The 3,946-nt window shown below is 63.0% G+C and carries 4 protein-coding genes; all 4 read left to right on the plus strand.

The features are described from left to right. On the plus strand, positions 1-1,405 hold a 1,405-nt coding region (locus tag HX823_RS31235; protein WP_177078488.1), incomplete at its 5' end, for an FAD-binding protein. Continuing rightward, positions 1,402-1,767 (plus strand): ferredoxin family protein, encoded by a 366-nt coding sequence (locus HX823_RS31240; RefSeq protein WP_177078490.1) that lies wholly within the window; start codon positions 1,402-1,404, stop codon positions 1,765-1,767. The genes HX823_RS31235 and HX823_RS31240, both read left to right, overlap by 4 nt. Before the next feature lie 156 nt (positions 1,768-1,923). Beyond that, complete coding sequence (locus HX823_RS31245) at positions 1,924-2,898, plus strand: ABC transporter substrate-binding protein (RefSeq protein ID WP_038846135.1); 975 nt, start codon at positions 1,924-1,926, stop codon at positions 2,896-2,898. A 13-nt stretch (positions 2,899-2,911) separates the two neighbouring features. After that, positions 2,912-3,946, plus strand: a 1,035-nt coding sequence (locus HX823_RS31250) for an NtaA/DmoA family FMN-dependent monooxygenase (protein WP_177078491.1), incomplete at its 3' end; no start/stop codon positions are given.

Raw genomic sequence — 3,946 nt, forward strand, 5'->3', positions numbered from 1 at the left:
CAGCGGCGTCACCGCAACCGCTGGGCCTGGCCATTGGTGGGTGCCGCCCGGCGCCCGCGAAGCCGCCATCGACAAACGCCTGGGCACCGCCTACGGCCTGGCGGATGCACGCTGGATGGCCCGCGCCATCGAGACCACCTGGACCAGCCTGCCAGGCTTGAGCGACTACTACGCCTTCCCGCAAAACGAACAGGGCCAGACCCAATACCGTGGCCTGCGTGGCCCGGAATACCTGCGCGGCCTACGCCGTCGGGTGCTGGACAGCGGCGTGAAGATTCTCGATCACCACCCCGCCCTGGAACTGCTGCGCGACGACCACGGCAGCGTCGTCGGCGCCCGTGGCTGGCGACGCCAGGCCGGCGGCGACTGGTTGATCCGCGCCGGCGCCGTGGTACTCGCCACCGGAGGGTGTGCGTTCCTCTCCCGCTTGCTGGGCAGCCACACCAACACCGGCGACGGTTACCTGATGGCGGCCGAAGCCGGTGCCGAACTGTCGGGCATGGAGTTCTCCAACTACTACTGCATCGCGGCGGCCGGCAGCAGCATGACCCGTTCGATGGTGTACAGCTTTGGTGAGTACTTCGATGCGGCGGATCGTCCCTTGAGCATCAATGGCGGCCCGAGCTTTACCGAGGACTTGGCCAAGGCCCTGCTCAATGGCCCGGTGTATTGCCGCTTGAATAGAGTGCCTGCGGACATCCGTGCGCAACTGCCGAGTATCCAGCCGAACCTGATGCTGCCGTTTGACCGACGCGGGGTTGATCCTTACCGCGAACGATTTGCCGTGACCCTCCACCCTGAGGGCACCATCCGTGGCGTCGGCGGGCTGAGGCTGATGGATGATGATTGCCAGACCAGCGTGCCAGGCGTTTTCGCCGCCGGTGATGCCGCCAGCCGTGAACCGATTGCCGGCGCCACCTCCGGCGGCGGTGCGCAGAACTCGGCGTGGGCCTTGTCGACCGGGCAATGGGCGGGCCGTGGGGCGGCGCGACTGGCACGGCAGAGGGCCGCGTATCACGGCGCGCTACGCGGGTTCGAGGGTGCCTCGGGGGGCAGCGCAGAGCTGGTCCAGCGTATCCAGGCCGAAGTGCATCCATTGGACAAGAATCTGTTTCGCAGCGGCCATCAACTGGAGCGTTCGTTGCGTGAACTCGACAACGTTTGGGACCAGTTGCAATCCACGCCCCTCACCGGCAACCCCCTGCGCGCCCGCGAAACCGCCGCCATGGCTGCCACTGCGCGCTGGTGCTACACCGCCGCCGCACTACGCAAGGAAAGTCGTGGCATGCATCAGCGCAGCGACACCCCTGGGCAGCGCTCGCAGTACGACGCGCATCTGCGGCTGTCGGGTGTGGAGCAGATACAGGCGCGCTTTGACTCAATCCATCTAGGCCAACCCCAATGATCGAACTGATCTACTCCGACCTGTGCAACGGCTGCGGCCAATGCGTCGCGGTGTGCCCCACCAATGTGCTTGCCGCCGACACAGCCGGCAAACCGCTGATTGCCGACCAACACGCCTGCCAGACCTGCTTCATGTGCGAGCTGTATTGCAGCAGCGACGCGCTGTACGTCGACCCGGATGTCGAACACCTGCGCCACCCTGACCCAGTCGCAGTGCGCGCATCGGGCCTGCTCGGCCAATACCGCCGCGACTCCGGGTGGGACGAATGGGCCGATGATCCTGCCCATCGCAACGAGCACTGGCGCATGGATGGCATCTTCGCGCTCGCCCGCAACCCACCATCAAATGCAATTAGTGAATAATCAATCTACTCATAATGAATTATTTTGATAATTAACATATAACCAAAAAGAACTTCACAGCGGGTTTTTATGGGAATAACGTTAACTCACTCACCGACCCCTTCTCCAGGCGGAGGTAAACGAACCCCTTCTTGATCTGCCTGGAGCCTGTATCCCATGGTCTTTACCACCCCCTTCAAGCGCCTGCTCCTGGGCACCGCCCTCGCCTTCAGCCTGATCGGCAGCAGCCATGCCGCCGACCTGCAACCGCTGCGCGTGGCCAATCAGAAATCCACGATCAAAGCGCTGCTGGAAGTCTCCGGCGAAGCCAAAAATGTGCCTTATCAGATTCAATGGTCGGAGTTCCCTTCTGCCTCTCCGCTGGGCGAAGCACTGAACGCTGGCGCCGTGGACATCGGCGCCCTCGGTGACGCGCCCTACGTGTTCGCCCTGGGGGCCGGTGCTTCGCTCAAGGTGGTCAGCATCATTCACGCCGAAGGCCGAAACACCACGGCCGTACTGGTGCCCAAGGACTCGCCGATCAAAACCGTCGCCGATCTCAAGGGCAAGAAAATCGTCACCGGGCGCGGTTCCATCGGCCATTACCTGGCGATCAAGGCCCTCGCCACCGCCGGGCTGACCACCCAGGATGTGCAATTCATTTTCCTGCTGCCGAGCGAGTCGCGCCTGGTGCTGGATAACGGCACCGCCGACGCCTGGGCCACCTGGGACCCGTACACCACCGTGGTCACCTCGCAAAGCCAGGCCCGCGTGCTGATCAGCGGCAACAAGCTGTTGAGCAATCACCTGTACCTCGCGGCCACCAGCCAGGCCATCGCCGACAAGCGCGCGCAACTGGATGACTTTGTCGCCCGTCTTGATCGCGCCTATGCCTGGGCCAACGTGCACCCCAATGAATACGCGGCCGCCCAGGCCAAGATCACCGGCCTACCGCTGGCCGTACATGTGGAAGTCGCCAAGGACACCCACCTGACCCCAGTCGCCATCGACGACGCGGTCATCAGTGGCCTGCAAGCGACCGCCGACACCTACCAAAAAGAAGGCCTGTTGCTCAAGCATATCGACGTGTCACAGGGCTTTGACAAGAGCTTCAACGCCAAGCGTGTCCCCCTTTCCCAAGCCTCGCGCTAATCAGGAGCAGAACATGAGCAAGCCACGCCATTTAAAATTGGGTGCAATGGTTCACGGTGTCGGTCACGGCTGGGGCGAATGGCGCCACCCGAACGCCCAACCCAACGCCAGCACCAGCTTTGGTTTCTACAAACAGCAGACTGAACTGGCCGAAGCCGCCAAGTTCGACTTCGTGTTCATCGCCGACAGCCTGCATATCCACGCCAAATCCAGCCCGCATTACCTCAACCGTTTCGAGCCGCTGACCATCCTGTCGGCGCTCGCAGCGATCACCACCCACATCGGCCTGGTGGCGACCGTGACCGTCAGCTACACCGAACCCTACCAGGTGGCGCGCCAGTTCTCATCCCTGGACCATATCAGTGGCGGCCGTGCCGGCTGGAACGTGGTCACCTCGTGGCTGAGCGGCACCGCTGACAACTTCGGCAAGGCCGAGCACCCACCCCATGCCGTGCGCTACCGCATCGCCAAGGAACACGTGAACGCGGTCAAGGGCCTGTGGGATTCCTGGGAAGACGATGCCTTTGCCTACAACAAGCAATCCGGCGAATTCTTTACCCCAAGCAAGCTGCATGCGCTGAATCACAAGGGCGAGTTCTTCTCGGTAAAAGGCCCGCTGAACATCGCGCGTTCACGTCAGGGCCAGCCGGTGATTTTCCAGGCCGGCACCTCCGAAGATGGACGCAACTTCGCCGCAGAAAACTCCGACGCGATCTTTGTGCATGTGGACAGCATCGAGGAAGGCCTGGCCTATGCCCAAGACCTGAAGCGCCGCGCCAAAGGCTTTGGGCGTGACGCCAACAGCCTGTCGATCCTGCCGGGTATCCGCCCGATTGTCGGCCGCGACCAGGCCGAAGTGGAGAGCCGCTACCAGCAGGCCGTGGACCTGGTCACCGTGGAGGATGCGATCGTCGCCCTCGGCCGCCCATTCAACGACCACGACTTCAGCAAGTACCCATTGGACGCGCCGTTCCCGGAACTCGGTGACCTGGGTTCCAACAGCCAGAAAGGCGGTTCCGACCGCATCAAGCAACTGGCCAAGGACGAA

The sequence above is a fragment of the Pseudomonas sp. P7759 genome (genome assembly GCF_013386445.1).
Taxonomy (GTDB): domain Bacteria; phylum Pseudomonadota; class Gammaproteobacteria; order Pseudomonadales; family Pseudomonadaceae; genus Aquipseudomonas; species Aquipseudomonas azotoformans_A.

Bases quoted from the DNA above. Each gene is read 5' to 3' on its own strand.
- HX823_RS31240 (WP_177078490.1), top strand. From the start codon at position 1,402: ATGATCGAACTGATCTACTCCGACCTGTGCAACGGCTGCGGCCAATGC.
- HX823_RS31245 (WP_038846135.1), top strand. From the start codon at position 1,924: ATGGTCTTTACCACCCCCTTCAAGCGCCTGCTCCTGGGCACCGCCCTC.